This is a genomic window from Streptomyces sp. NPDC015125 (assembly GCF_043080045.1).
In the GTDB taxonomy this organism is placed as follows: domain Bacteria; phylum Actinomycetota; class Actinomycetes; order Streptomycetales; family Streptomycetaceae; genus Streptomyces.
Window position 1 is genome coordinate 16,939 of sequence record NZ_JBIBVF010000009.1, and the last position, 16,776, is coordinate 33,714.

The window sequence follows — 16,776 nt, forward strand, 5'->3', positions numbered from 1 at the left end:
CGCCTTGCGGTGGCACCGCCATGCAGCACCGCAGGACGTGGTGGGGGCGGCCCGGCCCGAGCGGCCGGGCCGCACTCGTTGCTCAGCCGAAGCGGCCGGAGATGTAGTCCTCCGTGGCCTGGACCGACGGGTTGGAGAAGATCCGCTCGGTCTCGTCGATCTCGACCAGCTTGCCGGGCTGGCCGACCGCGGCGAGGTTGAAGAACGCCGTACGGTCCGAGACGCGCGCGGCCTGCTGCATGTTGTGCGTCACGATGACGATCGTGAAGCGCTCCTTGAGCTCGCCGATCAGGTCCTCGATGGCGAGGGTGGAGATCGGGTCGAGCGCCGAGCAGGGCTCGTCCATCAGCAGCACCTGCGGCTCGACGGCTATGGCACGGGCGATGCACAGCCGCTGCTGCTGGCCGCCGGACAGGCCCGAGCCGGGCTTGTTGAGGCGGTCCTTGACCTCGTTCCAGAGGTTGGCGCCCTTGAGGGACTTCTCGACGATGTCCTTGAGCTCGCTCTTCTTGCGCGAGCCGTTCAGCCGCAGACCGGCCGCGACATTGTCGAAGATCGACATCGTGGGGAACGGGTTGGGGCGCTGGAAGACCATGCCGACGGTGCGGCGGACGGCGACCGGGTCGACCCCGGAGCCGTAGAGGTTCTCGTCGTCCAGCATCACCTTGCCCTCGACGCGGCCGCCGGGCGTGACCTCGTGCATCCGGTTCAGGGTGCGCAGAAACGTCGACTTGCCGCAGCCGGACGGGCCGATGAAGGCCGTCACGGAGCGCGGCTCGACGGTCATCGAGATGTCGTCGATGGCCTTGTGGCTGCCGTAGTACGCGGAGAGGCCGCTGACGTCGATTCGCTTGGCCATGGAAATCACTGCTTCTTTCTGTCGCCGGGCTGGGTCAGCGGCCGGTTTTGGGGGCCTTCCAGCGGGCGATACCGCGGGCCACCAGGTTGAGGATCATGACGAAGGCGATGAGGACCAGTGCCGCGGCCCATGCGCGGTCGTAGGAGGCCTCGGAACCCTGCTGCCACTGCTGGAAAACGTAGAGCGGAAGCGACTGCTGGGCATCTTCGAAGGGGTTGTTGTTGATCGTCTTCGCGCCCCACACCAACAGCAGCACGGGCGCCGTCTCACCGGCGACACGGGCGATGGAGAGCATCACGCCGGTGGTGATGCCGCCGATCGACGTCGGCAGGACGACCTTGAGAATGGTGCGCCACTTGGGCACGCCGAGGGCCAGCGACGCCTCGCGCAGCTCGTTCGGGACGAGCTTGAGCATCTCCTCGGTGGAGCGGACGACGACCGGCATCATCAGGATCGCCAGGGCCATCGCGCCGGCGAAGCCGGACGGGCCGAAGCCGAGGATCAGGATCCACACGGAGAGGATGAACAGGCCGGCCACGATCGACGGGATGCCGGTCATGACGTCGACGAAGAAGGTGACGGCACGGGCGAGCCGGCCGCGGCCGTACTCGACGAGGTAGATCGCGGTGAGCAGACCGATCGGCGCGGCGATCAGGGTGGCGAGGCCGACCTGCTCCAGGGTGCCGACGATCGCGTGGTTGATGCCGCCGCCGGGCAGCGCGTCCGGGGTGGTGCCCATGGAGTGGGACAGGAAGTAGCCGTTCAGGACCTTGGTGCCGCGGGCGACGGTCTCCCACAGGAGCGAGGCCAGCGGTACGACGGCGACCAGGAAGGCCATCCAGACCAGGCAGGTGGCCAGCCGGTCCTTGGCCTGCCGGGCGCCCTCGACGGCCGCGGCCAGCGCGAAGGTACCGAAGACGAAGAGCAGGGCGGCGATCAGGCCCCACTGGACGGTGCTGTCCAGCCCGGCGCCCCGTCCGATGCCGCAGCCCGCACCGGCCGCGACCAGCGCGAGAACCGGCGGGGTCCAGCGGGGCAGGCGGGCCTGCTTGAGGGAAACGGGGAGCGGGCCGCCGCCGTTCGAGACCGCGGGGCGGTCGGTCGTCATACTCATGCAGCGGCTCCCGAGTACTCCTTGCGGCGGGCGATGATCAGGCGGGCCGCGCCGTTGACGAGCAGCGTGATCACGAAGAGGACGAGGCCGGAGGCGATCAGGGCGTCCTGGCCGAATCCGTCGGCCTCGCTGAACTTGCTGGCGATGTTCTGGGCGAAGGTGCCGCCGCCCGGGTCCAGCAGGCTGGTGTTGATGAGGAAGCTGGGCGAGAGGACCGTGGCGACGGCCATCGTCTCGCCGAGCGCACGGCCCAGGCCCAGCATGGAGGCGCTGATGATGCCGGAGCGGCCGAAGGGGAGCACCGACATCCGGATGACTTCCCAGCGGGTGGCGCCGAGCGCCAGCGCGGCCTCCTCGTGCATCTTCGGGACCTGCAGGAACACTTCGCGGCTGACGCTGGTCACGATCGGCAGGACCATGATCGCGAGCAGGATGCCGACGGTGAACAGCGAACGGGCCGCCCCGCCGCCGTACGAGAAGATGCCGGTCCAGCCGAGGTAGTCGTCCAGCCAGGTGTAGAGGCCGGTCAGGTGCGGGACGAGGAAGAGTGCGCCCCACAGGCCGTAGATGATGCTGGGCACCGCGGCGAGCAGATCGATGACGTAGCCGAGCGGGGAGGACAGCTTGCGCGGGGCGTAGTGCGAGATGAACAGCGCGATGCCGACCGCGACCGGGACCGCGATGACCATCGCGACCACGGAGCTGACGACGGTGCCGAAGGCGAGGACCGCGATGCCGAACTTCGGATCCGACCCGGTGGCGTTCCAGTCCAGGGTGGTGAAGAAGTTGGCCTTGTCGCCGGAGATGGCGAGCACGGAGCGGTAGGTGAGGAAGACCGCGATGGCGGCCATGATCACCAGGAGGGCGATACCGGAGCCCCGGGAGAGCCCGAGGAAGATCCGGTCACCGGGGCGGACCGCCTTGCCGGAGACGGCCGAGGGGCCGTCGTTCCCTGGCGGGGGCGGGGTATCGGTTGGCGAAGTAGCTGAATTCATGGGTTCTCCGGTCTGCGGAGCCGGTGAGGACTCCTGGCGCGGCGGTGCACCGGACGGGCGGCGGCCCGAAAGGGGCCCTGGTGAGGGGCCCCTTTGGCCATACAGCGGTCTGCGGGCCGCCGCCCGGTGGGTCAGGAGAGCGTGGCGACGGTCCTGCGGACCTTGTCGGCGATCTCGGTGGGCAGCGGGGCGTAGCCGAGCTGCTTGAGCGCGCTCTGGCCGTCCTTGCTGGCGATGTAGGTCAGGAAGGACTTGGTGGCGGCCAGCGTCTCGGGCTTGTTGCCCTTGTCGCAGGCGATCTCGTTGGTCACCAGGGTGATCGGGTAGGCGCCTTCGGCCTTGGTGGTGTAGTTGAGCTTCAGGGCCAGGTCGTTGCCCTTGCCGGCCTGCGTGGCCTCGGAGATCGCCTTGGAGGCGTTGTCGACGGTGGCGTCGACCGGGGCCTTGGCGCCGGTGTTCAGCTTGACCGTCGGGATCTTGCCGGCCGTGGCGTACGACAGCTCGAAGTACGAGATCGCGCCGCTGGTCTGCTTGACCTGCGAGGAGACGCCGGCCGAGCCGGAGGCCGCCTGGCCGCCCGCGCCCTCCCACTTCTTCGCCGGCTCGTGCTTCCAGTCACCGGGGGCCGCGCCCTTGAGGTACTTGGTGAAGTTGTCGGTGGTGCCGGAGTCGTCCGAGCGGTGGAACGCCTGGATCTTGAGGTCCGGGAGCTTCGCGCCCGGGTTCAGCTGCTTGATCGCGGGGTCGTTCCACTTGGTGATCTTCGAGTCGAAGATCTTGGCCAGGGTCGGGGCGTCCAGCACGAGGTTGTCCACGCCCGGGACGTTGTAGCCGACCGCGACCGGGCCGCCGACCATCGGCAGGTCGATGGCCTGGCCGCCCTTGCAGACCTGCTTCGACCTCGTGACCTCGTCGGGCTTGAGGGGCGAGTCGGAGCCCGCGAAGGCGGTCTGGCCCTGCAGGAAGGTCGTGACGCCGGCGCCGGAACCCGTCGGCTGGTAGTTGATCTCGGTGCCCTTGCAGGCGCCCGAGTACGCCTGTACCCAGACGTCCATGGCGTTCTTCTGCGCGGAGGAGCCGGACGCGAGCAGCTTGCCCTTGCCCTCGCACTTGATGTTCGACGGCTTGGCGGCACCGCCGCCGGCGCCGGAGGTGTCATCGGAGCCGCACGCCGTCAGGGCCAGGGCACCCGAGACGGCGAGAGCGCCAACGGCGAGGGCGCGAACCCGGTTCTTGCGCTGAAGCTTCACTGTCGAAAGTTCCTTCCTGGGGCGCGCCGCTTCGTCGGCGTGCAAGGCGAAGAGTGATCTGAGGGCTGTCGCGGTCTGCGATGCCAGCTAGCCGTGTCGCGCTTGCACATCAGGCGAGACGCGCACTCGGTACGGCCGAAATTAGGCAGATCAGGTGAAGCGGCCGATGGAGGGGAGTGAACGCACGGTGAACCTCGGCCATCGGATGGGTGCGGGGGAGAAGTGCTCGCCAGCTCGTGCGAAACGGCCCGTCGCCCTGTCGAATTACCGGCCGGTATGGCAGCATCCGCGCCTGTAGGAACACGCGAATCGGTGCGGAACGACCGGAGGTGGCTGGTGGGGAGCCAGGGGGCACGGCAGGGCATTCGGGACGTACGGGGTGGGCGGGCCGGGCGGGGAATATGGGGTGCGCAGGGGTCGTGGGGTGCACGGGGGCCATGGGGCGCACGGGGCAGCCGGCTCGTGGCGTGCACCGCCGTCGTCCTGTGTGCGATGGGGCTGCTCGGCGGCACGGCGACGGCGGCCTACGCGGATGACCCGAAGAACCCGTCCGCGGACGCGGGGCAGGCCGCCGGCGCGGGAGCGGCCGCGGACGCCGACGCCCGGCGCCTCGACGACGTACGCAAGAAGATCGACGCCCTCTACCGCAAGGCCGAGCAGGCCACCGATGCCTATAACGCCGCCAAGGAACAGGTCGAGCTCCAGCAGAAGGAGATCGTCAAGCTGGCGCGCAGCATCGACAGCACCCAGCGCCGGCTGGCCACCCTCAAGCGGCGGGCGGGCGCGCTGGCCAGCGCCCAGTACCGTGGCGGCGGGCTGCCCGCCGAGGCGAAGCTGATGCTCAGCGTCGACCCCGAGGGCTTCCTCGACAATGCCACCCTGGCGCGCAAGGGGCAGCTGGCAGCCAAGCGAATGATCAGCCAACTGTCGCATCTCGAAGGCGACTTGGAGGATTATTCGGACTCGGCAACGGACCGCTGGGAGAAGCTGGAGGCGAACCGCAAGAAGAAGGAGAGCGCCCAGCGGGACATCAAGAAAAAGATCGACGAGGCAAAGAAGCTGGAATCCCGGCTGGCCGCCAAGGAAAAGGACCGGCTGAAGAAGCTGGAGGACGAGCTGGCCTTCAAGCAGCAGCAGAAGTGGCTGGACTCGGGCGTACTGAAAGACATCAGCAACAAAGCATCGGCTCTCGGTAAGAAGGCGATTTCGTACGCCACCGCACAGATCGGCAAGGACTATGTGTGGGGTGCCGAAGGGCCGGACACCTTTGACTGCTCCGGGCTGACCCTGCGGGCGTGGCAGGCCGGCGGCCGGACCATTCCGCGGACCTCGCAGGAGCAGTGGCGCCACCTTCCCCGGGTCGCGCTCAAGGACATGCGACCGGGCGATCTGATCATTTATTTCTCCGATGCCAGCCATGTCGGGATGTATCTCGGTGACGGGGCGATTGTGCATGCGCCGCGGCCCGGCCGGCAGGTCACGATCACCGGCGCCGGGTCGATGCCGATCCTCGGTGTCGTCCGCCCCGACGGTGACGGCTGACACGATGGCGCGCATCACACGCACGATAAATGACCGGATTGTTTCCTGCCCGAGTGTCGTCGTCGCGTAGCGGAATGCACCCGGGCGGGGTGATGTTCGTCATTCCGCATTCCGCCCTCCCCAGGTCAAATGGCTTATCGGGTGCGGCATATGACGATGGCCGATTGCCGCCGGGCATTCCATCCCACTCCGTACTGGCGCTATGGTCGCCTGGCAGTGCCCGGTGTGCCCCCGCTCCATTGACCGACGAGTGGTGGGAAGCCGGGCACGGTGGTGCGCCGGTCGGCGCTCCGCCGCACCCCTCGGGGGGAGGGAAGGAAGCAGACCCATGCCCGTACCCGTACCGCACCAGCGGGCGGTCGTGCTGCCGCACCAGGCAGGACCGGTGGACGACGCCTGCGCGGACACCGCGCGGATCGCCGACGCGCCGGGCGCGGGGGACACGACGGCCCAGGGCGTGAGCGCCCCGCCGACCGCCGTGGGCCGACAGTCGGCCCCTGCGTCATCCCACGGCTTCCAGAAGCCCGAACAGTCGCAGCCGGCCGAACAGCGAGATTCGGCCGACCCTGCGCCCGCCCACCACGGACTGACCCTGCTCCTCATCGGCGAGGACCCCAACAGCCATGTCCCCGATATGTGGGACTGGGCGGGCCGCAAGGTGCGTCTGCGGACCGCCCGCAACCTCACCGAGGCCGGGCGGCTGCTGACCGACGATGTGCACTGCATCCTGCTCGACCTTCCCCCGCGGACGCCCGGCGACCGCACGGAACGCGACCCGGGCCCCGGCGACACCCCCGATGACGAGCTGGGCATGCTGCGCGACGTCCTGCGGATGGCCACCTCGCACGCCGTCCTCGTCCTCACCTACGAGACGGACGCCGAACGTGCCGCCGACGCCGTACGCGTCGGTGCCCAGGACTACCTCTTCCGCGACGAGCTGGACGGTGCGGTGCTCAGCCGCGCGGTCCGCTACGCCGTCGAGCGCAAACGCGCCGACCTCGCGCAGCGCCAGCTCACCGAATCGCGGATGCTCGCCCAGGAGAATGCCCGCCTGGAGCGCGGCCTGCTGCCCACACCCCTGCTCGACGGCTCCAATCTGCGGTTCGCCGCCTGCTACCGCCCCGGCCGCAGCCGTGCGCTGCTCGGTGGCGACTTCTACGACACCGTCCGCACCCCGGACGGCACCGTCCACGCGATGATCGGCGACGTCTGCGGCCACGGCCCCGACGAGGCCGCCCTCGGCGTCGAGCTGCGCATCGCCTGGCGCGCGCTGACCTTCGCCGGGCTCTCCGGCGACGAACTGCTCGCCACGCTCCAGAAGGTCCTGGAGCACGAGCGGGCGGACGACGAGATCTTCGCGACGCTGTGCACCGTCGACATCTCCGCGGACGGCCGCCGCGCCGGTCTGTGCCTGGCCGGCCACCCCGCACCGCTGCTGGCCCAGGCCGGCGAGCCTCCGCAGCTGCTGCCGTACGAATTCGGCGGCCCGGCGCTCGGCCTGCTGCCGCACGCCCGCTGGCCGCGCCGGCAGGTGGAACTGGGCGGCTCGTGGAGCCTGCTGATGTACACCGACGGCCTGATCGAGGGCCGGATCGGCCAGGGGAACCAGCGCCTCGGCCAGGAGGGCATGACCGAGCTGGTGAGCCGGCAGATGGCCGCGGGCCTCACGGGCGAGGAGCTGCTGGAGGCCTCGGTCAGAGAGGTACGCGATCTGAACGGCGGCGAGCTGACGGACGACCTGGCCGTACTGCTGCTGGACCGGCGGTAGGCCGTACTGCTGCTGGAGCGGGGGTAGGCCGTACTGCTGCTGGACCGGCGCTGGCGGGGGCCGGCCGGACGGGAGGTACGGGCCGCGGGTCCGCGACCGAGGGGTCGGGGGGCCGTGACCGAGGGGCCGGGGGCTTTTGGCCGGGCCCTCTCGGGCCTTCACGGGGCCCCTCCGGCCTTCGCGGGGCCCTCGCGGGCCTCCTGTACCGCTCAGCGCCCGCCGTTGTAAGGCCCGTACGGCCCGTCCGAGCTGGAGCCCCCGCGCCGGGGCCCGCGGCCACCGCCGGAGACCTCCCGGAGCGCCGGGCGTACATCGACGGTGTAGACGATCACTGCGATCACGCCGATGACCGGCAGGAACGACATGATCGGGAGAATGAACAGCAGGGCCGTGGCCAGGGCGAGGAAGATCAGCCACATGCCCTTGGTCTGCTTGCTCGCGGCGCGATAGGCGTCGTCACGGCGCACGGCCGCATCGATCAGCATCACGGCGGCATAGACGCCCAGGGCGAGCTGCACCCAGCTCAGAATGCTCTGGAACCCGTAAATCAGCACGCCTTACACCGCCCGTTCGCCAGTCGTGTCGTCTCGGTCTGCGGCGGCCCGTCTGCCGCCCGTGCGGCCCCACCGTACCCGGACAACGGGCCGGGCACCCGAAGTGTGCCCGGCCCGGCCCGTGAAACGGGGCCCTCAGCGAAAGGTGAGCGAGCTCACTTCGTCCTCGTTGTGTGCGTCCGGTGTCCTCACTTGGCGGACGGCGGGGTGCTCTTCTTGGCCGGCGCCGGTGCCGGCTTGCGCTGCGGCGGCGCGGGAGTCGGCTTGCGCTGCGCGACGGGCTTCTTCGTCGAGGCCGGCTTGGGCTGCGCCGAGGGGGTGGCCTTGGTCTCCGCCTTGGTGCCGTTCGCGGTCTGGGGCTTCGTCCCCGCGGTCTGGGTCTTCGCCCCGACCTTGCCCGCCTGCTTCGGCGCCGGCTCCGGCTCGATCGCCACCGCGAGGTCCTCGACCTGGTCGGCGGCCTCGCCGCGCCAGGTCGCCACCGCGCCACGACCGCGCTCGGCCAGCTCCTCGTAACCCTCACGGGTCTTCACGACGGCCTCGGCCGCGCGGCCCACGCCCTGCAGCGCCAGCTCCTGCGCCTGGTCACGGACCTTCTTGATGTCGCCGTCCAGCGAGCCCAGCAGCTCGGTCAGCTTCTCCTTGGCGTCCTTGGCCTGCTTGGTGACCAGGGCCTGGACGTCCTTGGGGTCGGTGCTGCGGACGGATTCGAAGCGCTTGGGCGCCTCGATCCGGATCTTCTCGACGAACTGCGGCACCTCGCCGAGCTTCTCGGCAGCCAGGTCGACGGTGCCGGCCAGGGCGTACAGCGGGGTCGCGTCGGTCAGGGCCTTGCGGAGGTCATCGGTGTTGATGGCCATGACGTTATTCCTCCTGGAAACGAAGTCGGTTGCTCAGGTGGCGTGCGGGCCGCCGTCGGCCTCTGCCTCAAGGGAGTCCGTGCCGCGCCCGTCCTCAGGTCCGCTCGTAGCGGCGTCCTTGCCGCCGCTCCCGAGCCCGTTCTCCTTGCGGAAGGACTCGTAGATCTGCAGCAGGACCTGCTTCTGTCTCTCGTTCAGCGCCGGGTCGGTGAGTATCGCGGTCTGTACCTCGACCCCGTCCAGACCCTGACGTTCGTCCAGAATCCCGGCCTGGACGTACAGCGTCTCGGCGGATATCCGCAGCGCCTTGGCGAGCTGCTGCAGAATCTCCGCGCTCGGCTTGCGCAAGCCGCGCTCGATCTGGCTGAGGTACGGGTTGGACACCCCGGCGGCATCTGCGAGCTGCCGCAGACTCAGCTGCGCCGTGCGCCGCTGCTCCCGCAGGAACTCGCCGAGATTGCCGACGTTGAGTGATGCCATACATCGATGGTGCCCGGAAGTGCTAACTATTGCAAGCAAGGTGCTAGCAGGAGTGGTCCGTGCGGGTGCTGCCGAGCGCCGCTGCGACTGAGCACAACAGGTGTCGCAGGATGCACCGCCACCTCCTGCGAAGCAGCGGTCACACTCGCATCACTCCTGCTCTGGGCAGGATCCGTGGGAAGACGGGACCCCGGTACCGGCGCGGGGCGAGCCGGGCCCGGCCGCCCGGCGGATCATGGGTCCGGGCGCACTGGGTCCGGCTACGGAAGGCCGGCCCGTTCTTCAACCTCGCCGGGTCTCCGCAGCCATCGCCGCGTCGAGCGTGCACGGCGCCCGCCGCATCCGCACATTGAGCTCCAACCCCGACACCTCCGTGCTGCGTGACCTGGCCGGCTACGTGACCTCCGGCGGACTGTGGCCCGTCATCGACAGCGTGTATCCGCTGGCAGACATCGCCTCGGCGCATCAGGCATTCGAGCGAGGCGGTGTGGTGGGCAAGCAGGTGGTGGCCGTCCGGGAGGCAGGGGACAGGAGGTAGGAGGTAGGAGGTAGGAGGCAGGAGGTAGGAGGTAGGGGACAGGAGGCAGGAGGTAGGAGGTAACAAGACAGCCTCTGCCGTCGGGTTCGCCGGCCGGCCGCAGCCGGTGGCGAGGTGTCACGACCGGCAGTGGTCGTGGCGACAGGGCAGTGGTCGTGGTGACCGGCAGGGGTCGTCACGACCGGCAGTGGTCGTTACGACGGTCCGGCCTCTCGGCCCTCCTCGGCAGGTTCCCGGGTCCCTGTGACGACCGTGGCGTAGAGCTCATCGGAATCGGCCACTCGGGGCAGCAGCCCGTTGCGGGTGAAGGCCTCGACGGCCTGCGGCGCCTGGTGTTCGCTGGTCTCGACCAGCAGATGGCCCCCCGGTGCCAGCCACGGCGGGGCCGCCGCGGTCACCCGCCGCAGGACGTCCAGCCCGTCCGCGCCGCCGTCGAGCGCCACCAGCGGCTCGAACTCGCGGGCCTCGGGCGGCAGCAGCCCGACCTCCTCGGTCGGTACGTAGGGAACGTTGGCCACCAGGATGTCGATACGGCCCCGGAGGCCGGCGGGGAGCGCATCGAAGAGGTCGCCCTCGTAGGCACGGCCCCCGGCGTCGGTGATGTTGCGGCGGGTGCAGCGCACCGCGGCGGGCTCGATATCGGCGGCGTGCAGCTCGACCCGGTGAAGGGCTGCGGCCAGTACCGCGCCCACCGCGCCCGATCCGCAGCACAGGTCGACCACGACCGTGGGCCGCCCGGTGCGCTCGGCGGTTCGTAGACCGAGGCCGATGGCCTGGTCCACGAGGAACTCGGTGCGGCGGCGCGGTACGAAGACCCCGGGATCGACGATGATCCGTCGCCCGTGGAACTCCGCCCAGCCGACGACGTGTTCCAGGGGCAGGCCGTACGCGCGCCGCTCCACCATGGCGGCGAGCTCGTCCGCCGTTTGCGCGGTGGACAGGAGCAGCTCGGCCTCGTCCTCGGCAAAGACGCAGCCGGCGGCGCGCAGTGTGGCGACGACGGCGGAACGGGAGAGCGGCGTGGAAGCGGGGGCCGGGGAGGGGGAGGGAAGAGGTGACGGATGGGACGACATCTGGAACGACGACATGTGAGCCTTTCGGGGCGCCGACGGCGCTTCCCGGGTCACTTGCGTCGGACGGTCACCTGCATCGAGGGGACCGCAGGGCGTGAGCCGGGAGCACCTGCCTGGTCTGGCGGGGAATCGGTCTCACCTCCTGGGTCGGTCCACTGCTGAGGACTGCTGAAGGCGCAACAGTACCTGACCTGGCCGCGCCGCACAGGTGGGCTGCCGTGGCCCGACGCCGGGCCCTGCGCCCCTCGTCTCGAAGGAGACCTCGACCGTCGTGGCGGTGGGCAGATCGGGGCTGATCCGGCCGGATGCGTGGCGCCGGGCGACCCGTGGGGCGGGCAGGGGTGCGGAGCGCTGCGGCGGAACAACATCTCCCGAACAGAGGGGAGTTCGCGCCGATAGCGAATGGCTGGAAAGTACTTGTCATATCGGAAAGTACTTGTCACGCTGAATGCAGGAAGTCGGAGCAACACCAGCTGTCAGGGGGGATGGCATGTCGGAGTACGCCTCGCAGGAAGCAGCGGCCGCACTGGACCGTGCGCAGAAGCTGAGCTCGACGGTGCGGGCCGGCGCGAGGTGGTACGTCTGGTACCAACTGATCTACGGCTGCGCCTCTGCGGTCCTGGTGCTCTCCATCGGGCTGCTGGGCCGGCCTTACGGTGTGGCGATCGGCATCGGCTTGTGGTGTGCCACCATCACCGGGTTGTCGGTCTATGTGGCCCGGCAGCGGGTGGCCCGCCGCGGGTTCGGAGTGCGGCACGGCGTCCTGATCGCGTCCTGGGGACTGCTCTACGGCGCGGTGCTGGCGCCTGGCACCATATGGTTCCCGGGGGTCCTGGCGTGGTGGGTGCCCGGCGCACTGGTGGTTGCCCTTCCCGGGCTGGTAGGCGCTTACTTGGAGGCCCGGCGGTGACCGACCCGCATCACGGGGCACATCCGCGTCACGCGCTCGACGACGTGATACACGCGCCGGTCCGTTTCTCCATCGTGGCGACCCTCGCGGCTGCCGAGAAGGCCGAGTTCGCCTTTGTCCGCGACACCGTCGAAGTGAGCGACTCGGTCCTGTCGCGGCAGGTGACCACCCTGGAGAAGGCCGGCTATGTCGCCGTCAACAAGGGGTATGTCGGCAAGCGTCCGCGCACCTGGCTCGCCCTGACGCCCGCCGGCCGCACCGCCTTTGCCGCGCACTGCCAGGCCCTGCGGGCGATAGCGGGCGACGGCAGCTGAAACGGCGGCTGACGGCGGCCGGTGGCTCGGAGGGGACAGGTCCGCCAGTGCAGGCGGCCTTCTCAGAGCCCGTGTTGACTTGAAGTGCGCTCCAACTCGTAGCGTCCGGGACGGGATTCCGGTCCAGGCCCGCCACGAGGGCCCCGGAGTTCAGGAATCGGAGCGGGATCACGGGCAGAGATCCGGATCCGTCCGCCGTACGTCCAGGAGGTAGCAGCAGCATGACCACGATGAACATCCCGTCGCGTCGCCTCGGTGAGCTGGTGGTTTCCGCGCAGGGGCTCGGTTGCATGGGGATGAGCCATGGGTACGGGGCGTCGGACGACGCGCAGTCGATCGCGACCATCAACCGGGCGCTCGACCTCGGTGTCAGCCTGCTGGACACCTCCGACTTCTACGGCGCGGGGCACAACGAGGAGCTGATCGGCCGGGCCATCGCCGGCCGGCGGGACGAGGCGGTGCTGGCGACGAAGTTCGGGTTCGCCAACCGGCTCGGTGAGCCGACCGCGATCCGCGGCGATGCCGCCTACGTACGGGAGGCCTGCGAGGCATCGCTGCGCAGGCTCGGGGTCGAACACCTCGACCTCTACTACCAGCACCGTGTCGACCCCGACGTACCGATCGAGGAGACCGTCGGTGCGATGGCCGAACTCGTCGCGGCGGGCAAGGTGCGGCACCTCGGGCTGTCCGAGGCGAGCGCGGCGACCCTGCGGCGGGCGCATGCGGTGCATCCGATCGCCGCGCTGCAGAGCGAGTGGTCGCTGTGGACCCGGGATCTGGAGCAGGAGATCGCGCCGGTGTGCCGTGAACTCGGCATCGGCCTGGTGCCGTTCTCGCCGCTCGGGCGCGGCTTCCTGACCGGCCGCTACACCTCGGTGAAGGGCCTGCCGGAGTCCGATCTGCGCCGCAGCCAGCCGCGGTTCGCCGACGGCAACCTGGAGCAGAACCTGGCCATCGTCGAGCAGCTCGACGCGCTCGCCGCACAGAAGGGCGTCAGCGCCGGACAGCTCGCGCTGGCCTGGGTGCAGCACCGCGGGGACGACGTCGTGCCGATCCCCGGAACCCGCCGGGAGAAGTACCTGGAGGAGAACCTCGGGGCACTCGCCATCGAGCTGACCGCCGAAGAACTCGCTGCGATCGACGCCGCGGCGCCGGCCGCCCGGATCGCCGGTACGCGGTACGACGAGGCCAGCATGACGTTCGTCAACCGGTGACCGGCCCTGGGAGTAGCGGTCGGCACAGTGTCACGCCCGCATGAGGAGTGCGGCGAGGGGGTGTGGACCTGTGGACAGCACGGTGTGGAACGGGGTGTACGGGCCCGTCAGCCGGCCAGGCGTTCCACCAGCAAGAACCCGCCGATGGCGATCATCATGGCACCAGAGCCGCGAGTGACCGCCCGGGTTGCCGACGGCCGGGTCTTCAAGACGGTGCGGGCGAGCACGGCGACGGCGAGGTAGACGACGGCGCATGCGGTCATGTGGAGCGTGCCGAGCAATCCCGTCTGCGCGGCGACCGGCCAGCCCGTCGCCGGGTCGATGAACTGCGGGAACAGCGAGAAGTACAGCAGCAACGCCTTCGGGTTGAGGCCGCTGGTCCCGGCCCCCTTGAGCATGATCTGCAAACGGGAGGAGCCCACGGCCGCATCGGAGGCCGCCAATGCGGCCGGTTGCCTCAGCACGCTCCAGCCGAGCCACACCAGATAGCCCGCCCCGGCGACGGTCAGCGCGGTGAGCAGGGTCGCCGAACTCGCCACGATCACCACCAGACCCGCGACGGCAAGCAGCGTGTATCCCGCGTACCCGGCTATCAGCCCCGCGACCGCCGGAACGACCGACCGGTCCCGCAGACCCGCCGCAATCGCATAGGCCCAGTCCGCGCCGGGGGTGAACACCAGCAGGAGATCCACTGCCAGAAAACCCGCCAGCGTCGTCGTGTCCATGGGCCGTTCCTCAACCGTTCCTTCTCATGTTCTGTATGACGAGGGGAAGGTTAGGCCCGATCTGCCCGAAAATGTTTCCACATTTACTTCATGATCGCCCTGGTGAGGGGAGAATCTTCTTCATGGATGCCTTGGACCGGAAGATTCTTACCGAGCTGCAGTTGGACGGCCGTCTCACGGTCACCGAGCTCGCCGCCCGCGTGAAGCTGAGCGTGTCGCCCTGCCACCGCCGCCTGCGCGACCTCGAACGGGAAGGCGCAATCCGCGGCTACCGCGCCGTCGTGGACCCGGCCGCCGTCGGCCTCGACTTCGAAGCCCTCGTCTTCGCCACGCTGCGCTGGGAGGACCGCGACACCGTCACCGCGTTCGAGGAGGCAGTCGCCGCCGTCCCGCACGTGCTCCAGGCCCAGCGCCTGTTCGGCGAACCCGACTACCTCCTGCGCATCGCCACCACCGACCTGACTGCCTTCCAGCAGCTCTACGACCAGCGCCTGGCCAGGCTGCCGGGCGTCCAGCGGCTGACCTCCACCCTCGTCATGAAGCACGTCGTCGACGACCGCCCCCTGCCCGAGTAGCCCCGCCGCGACGGCTACGCCACGGATGAGCGCCCGCTCCGCCAATGGATGCGCGTATCCCTCTCTCCCTCCTTAGACTTCTTGCAGGGTGCGGGGCCGGTGCCGACGGTCGCTGTTCCGGGCCGTCGCCCGTACGGAAGGACGGCGCGCCATGGACTGGAAGCTCGAACTGGTGCCGGTTCCGGTTGCCGATGTGGAGCGGGCCAAGCATTTCTACGGCGAGCAGATGGGCTTTGCCGTCGATCACGACATGTGCGTCGGCGACGAGGTGCGCATCGTGCAGCTGACGCCGCCGGGGTCGGGCTGCTCGATCGTGATCGGGGCGGGCGACGGGGTCACGGAAGGAGAGCCCGGTTCGGTGCAGGGGCTCCAGCTGGTGGTCTCCGATATCGCCGCGGCCCGTGCGCAACTGGTCGAACGGGGCGTGGCGGCCGGTCCCGTGCAGCATGTGGAGGACGGGGCGATGGCCGACGGCCCCGGCGGGGCGTGGAACTCGTTCGTCTACTTCAGCGACCCGGACGGCAATGGCTGGGCACTGCAGGAGCGGCCGTCCGAGGACTGAGGGGTCACGCGGCCGCGGGCTCCCAGGATCGATGGATGGCGATGGCTCGGCAAGATTGCTGCGTGCCTCATGCCATGCACCCCCCGGGCGGCGGTGTGCGTCACCCACCGCCGCCCGGGGCCGGGCCGGCTCGTCAGCCAGCACGGCGTCTGCCCGGACACCGGGCCGGGCCGCCTCTCCATCCCCGGAGGTGGTTGCCGAGCTCACCAGCCTGCCGGCCCCCGGCGACGGCAGGCGCTGAACGTGGGAGCGGTGCTGTGCTGTTCCCTCCTGCTGGATGTCCGTTCGGGCCGGGGGATCAGCTGTCCAGTGAGAGTGCGCTCTTGGCGTGCGCGACGGATTCCTCCGAGGCCGGTCCGCCGGGATTCTCGGTGGCCAGTGCCTGGTTGAGGGTGACGAAGGGGCGCATCCGGCGCTCGTAGCGGGCATACGCGATGCGGTGGTCGCCGTTGGCTCGGGCAAGGCAGTCGGCCAGCACGTGGGCGCCCACGAGGGCCAGGCTGGTGCCCTGCCCGGAGAGGGGGGAAGGGCAGTAGCCGGCATCTCCGAGCAGGGTCACCCGGCCCCGCGACCACGGGTCCATGCGGATCTGGGCCATGGCGTCGCAGTAGAAGTCGGGCGCCTTCCGGGCGGCCTCGGCCAGGCGGGTCCCTTCCCACCGCAGCGACGCGAGCTTGTCCACGACGAGCTGCCGCAGGGCGCCGCCGTCGCGGAGGTCGTGGGCGAGGGGGGCGGACTCGAAGCCGAAGGCGATCCGGAGTTCGGTGTTGCTGCGTACGGGCATGATGCCGAAACCCGTGTCGCCGTCCCGCAGCCACAGCTGCCAGTCGTCCAGGGCGAGGAAGTTTTCCGCGCTGAACACCGAGAGGTAGCTGCCCAGGTGGTGGGCGAAACGCTCCTCCGGACCGAAGGCCAGGCGTCGTACGGTGGAGCGGAGGCCGTCGGCCCCGATCACGAGGTCGAAGGTGCGGGACGGCCCGTGCGCGAAGTCGACGCGCACGCCGCTCTCGTCCTCGTCGAGTGCGGTGATGCTGTCGCCGAAGAGGTACTCGACGCCTGCGCGCGTGTGCTCGTACACCATCCGTACCAGGTCCTCGCGCAGCAGCTCGATGTCTTCGCTGTCGAGCCGGCCGCTGCTGAAGGTCGCCTCGGTGGAGCGGTCGACCTCGTGGCCGTCGGGGTCGAGGATCGACATGCCGCGCATCCGGGTCCGTACGCGGCTTGCCTGCTCCAGCAGGCCCATCCGCGCCACGACTTCGAGCGCGACGCCGCGGATGTCCACCGCCTGGCCGCCGGGGCGTTGGCCCGGGGCGCGTTCGACGACGGTGGGCGCGAAGCCGTGGCGGCGCAGCCAGTAGGCGAGGACGGGCCCGGCGATTCCGCCGCCGGAGACGAGTACGGTCTGCATGAGAAGTTCCTCCAGGGCTCTTTACGGTGTACGCG

Annotated in this window: 18 protein-coding genes; 8 read left to right on the plus strand and 10 right to left on the minus strand. The window is 69.9% G+C overall.

The window, feature by feature from the left end:
- Positions 1 to 82 precede the first annotated feature (82 nt).
- The 4 genes from pstB to pstS form a co-directional block, all read right to left on the minus strand.
- Positions 83 to 859: a phosphate ABC transporter ATP-binding protein PstB gene (pstB, locus tag ACF088_RS20455; protein WP_392377187.1), complete on the minus strand. Its 777-nt coding sequence runs from the start codon at positions 857 to 859 to the stop codon at positions 83 to 85.
- A 34-nt stretch (positions 860 to 893) separates the two neighbouring features.
- Complete coding sequence (pstA, locus tag ACF088_RS20460; protein WP_392377188.1) at positions 894 to 1,973, minus strand: phosphate ABC transporter permease PstA; 1,080 nt, start codon at positions 1,971 to 1,973, stop codon at positions 894 to 896.
- Positions 1,970 to 2,968, minus strand: coding sequence for a phosphate ABC transporter permease subunit PstC (pstC, locus tag ACF088_RS20465; RefSeq protein ID WP_392377189.1), 999 nt, complete (start codon positions 2,966 to 2,968; stop codon positions 1,970 to 1,972). The genes pstA and pstC overlap by 4 nt, the downstream gene beginning before the upstream one ends.
- Positions 2,969 to 3,099: 131 nt before the next feature.
- The gene (gene pstS / locus ACF088_RS20470; protein ID WP_392377190.1) at positions 3,100 to 4,218 is read right to left on the minus strand and encodes a phosphate ABC transporter substrate-binding protein PstS; all 1,119 of its coding nucleotides are present in this window, start codon (positions 4,216 to 4,218) and stop codon (positions 3,100 to 3,102) included.
- A gap of 462 nt (positions 4,219 to 4,680) precedes the next feature.
- On the opposite strand from pstS, the gene ACF088_RS20475 reads away from it, so the two are divergent.
- Complete coding sequence (locus tag ACF088_RS20475) at positions 4,681 to 5,760, plus strand: NlpC/P60 family protein (RefSeq protein ID WP_392377191.1); 1,080 nt, start codon at positions 4,681 to 4,683, stop codon at positions 5,758 to 5,760.
- A 328-nt stretch (positions 5,761 to 6,088) separates the two neighbouring features.
- Positions 6,089 to 7,528 (plus strand): PP2C family protein-serine/threonine phosphatase, encoded by a 1,440-nt coding sequence (locus ACF088_RS20480; protein ID WP_392377192.1) that lies wholly within the window; start codon positions 6,089 to 6,091, stop codon positions 7,526 to 7,528.
- A 209-nt stretch (positions 7,529 to 7,737) separates the two neighbouring features.
- Here the strand turns inward: ACF088_RS20480 and ACF088_RS20485 are convergent, their stop codons facing one another.
- The 3 genes from ACF088_RS20485 to ACF088_RS20495 all read right to left on the minus strand — a co-directional run bounded on the left by ACF088_RS20485 (position 7,738) and on the right by ACF088_RS20495 (position 9,422).
- On the minus strand, positions 7,738 to 8,082 hold the full coding sequence (locus ACF088_RS20485) for a DUF2516 family protein (RefSeq protein ID WP_392377193.1): 345 nt from the start codon (positions 8,080 to 8,082) through the stop codon (positions 7,738 to 7,740).
- A 188-nt stretch (positions 8,083 to 8,270) separates the two neighbouring features.
- Positions 8,271 to 8,942 carry a hypothetical protein gene (locus tag ACF088_RS20490; RefSeq protein ID WP_392377194.1) on the minus strand — a complete coding sequence of 224 codons (672 nt, stop codon included), beginning with the start codon at positions 8,940 to 8,942 and terminating at the stop codon, positions 8,271 to 8,273.
- Positions 8,943 to 8,975: 33 nt separating this feature from the next.
- The gene (locus tag ACF088_RS20495) at positions 8,976 to 9,422 is read right to left on the minus strand and encodes a helix-turn-helix domain-containing protein (protein WP_392377195.1); all 447 of its coding nucleotides are present in this window, start codon (positions 9,420 to 9,422) and stop codon (positions 8,976 to 8,978) included.
- A gap of 235 nt (positions 9,423 to 9,657) precedes the next feature.
- On the opposite strand from ACF088_RS20495, the gene ACF088_RS20500 reads away from it, so the two are divergent.
- Entirely contained in the window at positions 9,658 to 9,960 is a 303-nt protein-coding gene (locus ACF088_RS20500) for a zinc-binding dehydrogenase (RefSeq protein WP_392377196.1), read from the plus strand.
- 194 nt (positions 9,961 to 10,154) lie between these two features.
- Here the strand turns inward: ACF088_RS20500 and ACF088_RS20505 are convergent, their stop codons facing one another.
- The gene (locus ACF088_RS20505; RefSeq protein ID WP_392377197.1) at positions 10,155 to 11,048 is read right to left on the minus strand and encodes a putative protein N(5)-glutamine methyltransferase; all 894 of its coding nucleotides are present in this window, start codon (positions 11,046 to 11,048) and stop codon (positions 10,155 to 10,157) included.
- A 475-nt stretch (positions 11,049 to 11,523) separates the two neighbouring features.
- On the opposite strand from ACF088_RS20505, the gene ACF088_RS20510 reads away from it, so the two are divergent.
- The 3 genes from ACF088_RS20510 (at position 11,524) to ACF088_RS20520 (ending at position 13,471) form a co-directional block, all read left to right on the plus strand.
- Entirely contained in the window at positions 11,524 to 11,943 is a 420-nt protein-coding gene (locus ACF088_RS20510; RefSeq protein WP_392377198.1) for a hypothetical protein, read from the plus strand.
- Entirely contained in the window at positions 11,940 to 12,257 is a 318-nt protein-coding gene (locus ACF088_RS20515) for a winged helix-turn-helix domain-containing protein (protein WP_392377199.1), read from the plus strand. Before ACF088_RS20510 ends, ACF088_RS20515 begins: the two co-directional genes overlap by 4 nt.
- A 221-nt stretch (positions 12,258 to 12,478) precedes the next feature.
- Positions 12,479 to 13,471: an aldo/keto reductase gene (locus ACF088_RS20520; protein ID WP_392377200.1), complete on the plus strand. Its 993-nt coding sequence runs from the start codon at positions 12,479 to 12,481 to the stop codon at positions 13,469 to 13,471.
- A 107-nt stretch (positions 13,472 to 13,578) separates the two neighbouring features.
- On the opposite strand, the gene ACF088_RS20525 is transcribed toward ACF088_RS20520, so the two are convergent.
- Positions 13,579 to 14,196, minus strand: coding sequence for a LysE family translocator (locus tag ACF088_RS20525; RefSeq protein WP_392377201.1), 618 nt, complete (start codon positions 14,194 to 14,196; stop codon positions 13,579 to 13,581).
- 122 nt (positions 14,197 to 14,318) lie between these two features.
- Here ACF088_RS20525 and ACF088_RS20530 point away from each other — a divergent pair, with 122 nt between their 5' ends.
- Positions 14,319 to 14,771, plus strand: a complete 453-nt coding sequence (locus ACF088_RS20530) for an Lrp/AsnC family transcriptional regulator (protein WP_392377202.1) — start codon at positions 14,319 to 14,321, stop codon at positions 14,769 to 14,771.
- 151 nt (positions 14,772 to 14,922) lie between these two features.
- Positions 14,923 to 15,333 carry a VOC family protein gene (locus ACF088_RS20535; protein ID WP_392377203.1) on the plus strand — a complete coding sequence of 137 codons (411 nt, stop codon included), beginning with the start codon at positions 14,923 to 14,925 and terminating at the stop codon, positions 15,331 to 15,333.
- 298 nt (positions 15,334 to 15,631) lie between these two features.
- Here ACF088_RS20535 and ACF088_RS20540 read toward each other — a convergent pair whose 3' ends face one another.
- Entirely contained in the window at positions 15,632 to 16,741 is a 1,110-nt protein-coding gene (locus ACF088_RS20540) for an FAD-dependent monooxygenase (protein WP_392377204.1), read from the minus strand.
- Positions 16,742 to 16,776 lie beyond the last annotated feature (35 nt).

Excerpts from the sequence above, each read along its gene's own strand:
- pstB (WP_392377187.1), bottom strand. The coding sequence starts at position 859 with ATGGCCAAGCGAATCGACGTCAGCGGCCTCTCCGCGTACTACGGCAGC.
- pstA (WP_392377188.1), bottom strand. The coding sequence starts at position 1,973 with ATGAGTATGACGACCGACCGCCCCGCGGTCTCGAACGGCGGCGGCCCG.
- pstC (WP_392377189.1), bottom strand. The coding sequence starts at position 2,968 with ATGAATTCAGCTACTTCGCCAACCGATACCCCGCCCCCGCCAGGGAAC.
- ACF088_RS20480 (WP_392377192.1), top strand. The coding sequence starts at position 6,089 with ATGCCCGTACCCGTACCGCACCAGCGGGCGGTCGTGCTGCCGCACCAG.
- ACF088_RS20490 (WP_392377194.1), bottom strand. The coding sequence starts at position 8,942 with ATGGCCATCAACACCGATGACCTCCGCAAGGCCCTGACCGACGCGACC.
- ACF088_RS20495 (WP_392377195.1), bottom strand. The coding sequence starts at position 9,422 with ATGGCATCACTCAACGTCGGCAATCTCGGCGAGTTCCTGCGGGAGCAG.
- ACF088_RS20500 (WP_392377196.1), top strand. The coding sequence starts at position 9,658 with ATGGGTCCGGGCGCACTGGGTCCGGCTACGGAAGGCCGGCCCGTTCTT.
- ACF088_RS20505 (WP_392377197.1), bottom strand. The coding sequence starts at position 11,048 with ATGTCGTCGTTCCAGATGTCGTCCCATCCGTCACCTCTTCCCTCCCCC.
- ACF088_RS20510 (WP_392377198.1), top strand. The coding sequence starts at position 11,524 with ATGTCGGAGTACGCCTCGCAGGAAGCAGCGGCCGCACTGGACCGTGCG.
- ACF088_RS20520 (WP_392377200.1), top strand. The coding sequence starts at position 12,479 with ATGACCACGATGAACATCCCGTCGCGTCGCCTCGGTGAGCTGGTGGTT.
- ACF088_RS20525 (WP_392377201.1), bottom strand. The coding sequence starts at position 14,196 with ATGGACACGACGACGCTGGCGGGTTTTCTGGCAGTGGATCTCCTGCTG.
- ACF088_RS20530 (WP_392377202.1), top strand. The coding sequence starts at position 14,319 with ATGGATGCCTTGGACCGGAAGATTCTTACCGAGCTGCAGTTGGACGGC.
- ACF088_RS20535 (WP_392377203.1), top strand. The coding sequence starts at position 14,923 with ATGGACTGGAAGCTCGAACTGGTGCCGGTTCCGGTTGCCGATGTGGAG.
- ACF088_RS20540 (WP_392377204.1), bottom strand. The coding sequence starts at position 16,741 with ATGCAGACCGTACTCGTCTCCGGCGGCGGAATCGCCGGGCCCGTCCTC.